Annotated in this window: 1 pseudogene; it reads left to right on the top strand. The window is 46.5% G+C overall.

Features of this window, described 5'->3' with window-relative positions:
- Window positions 1-884: pseudogene (gene opuE / locus ACWHAR_RS24535) on the top strand (proline transporter OpuE); the annotation flags it as partial.
- Between the last annotated feature and the right edge of the window lie 23 nt (window positions 885-907).

Below are 907 nucleotides of genomic sequence, written 5' to 3'. Positions count from 1 at the left end.
TGCCGATCGTTGCTTTTACCCATGTGGGCGGCGTTGCTCCGACTCTCCATGAAATCGGCACTGTTAACCCACACTTATTGGATATTTTTAAAGGCGCGAGCGTCATTAGCATTATTTCCTATTTAGCCTGGGGCTTGGGCTACTACGGCCAGCCTCATATCATCGTCCGATTTATGGCCATTAAAAACATTAAAGATTTGAAGCCTGCACGCCGAATCGGCATGAGCTGGATGATCATTACAGTTCTAGGTTCCGTGCTGACGGGTTTAATCGGTGTTGCATACGCCCATAAATACGGAGTTGCTGTAAAAGATCCGGAGATGATTTTCATTATCTTCTCTAAAATCTTGTTCCACCCATTAATTACAGGATTCTTATTGTCAGCTATTTTGGCTGCCATCATGAGTTCGATTTCCTCACAGCTCTTGGTCACAGCAAGTGCTGTAACAGAGGATTTATACCGGTCATTTTTCAGACGAAAAGCTTCTGATAAAGAATTGGTCATGATCGGGCGATTGTCCGTCTTAGTCATTGCCGTTATCGCGGTACTCTTGTCATTGAACCCGAACAGCACCATTCTTGATTTGGTCGGATACGCTTGGGCCGGCTTCGGTTCAGCTTTCGGGCCTGCGATTCTGCTCAGTCTGTATTGGAAGCGAATGAACGAATGGGGCGCGCTTGCTGCCATGATTGTCGGGGCTGCGACCGTGTTGATCTGGATTACAACCGGCCTGGCAAAATCAACCGGTGTGTACGAAATCATCCCTGGGTTTATTCTCAGTATGATTGCCGGCATCATTGTCAGCATGATCACAAAACGTCCTGCAAAAGCCTCTTACCGATTATTCGGTGTCATGGAAAAGCTGTTAAAACGCAAAAAGTAAGCAATAAGCCATCAAGCGCAGCT

Source organism: Bacillus sp. LR--39 (assembly GCF_053613335.1).
This window is presented reverse-complemented; position numbering and strand designations above follow the sequence as displayed.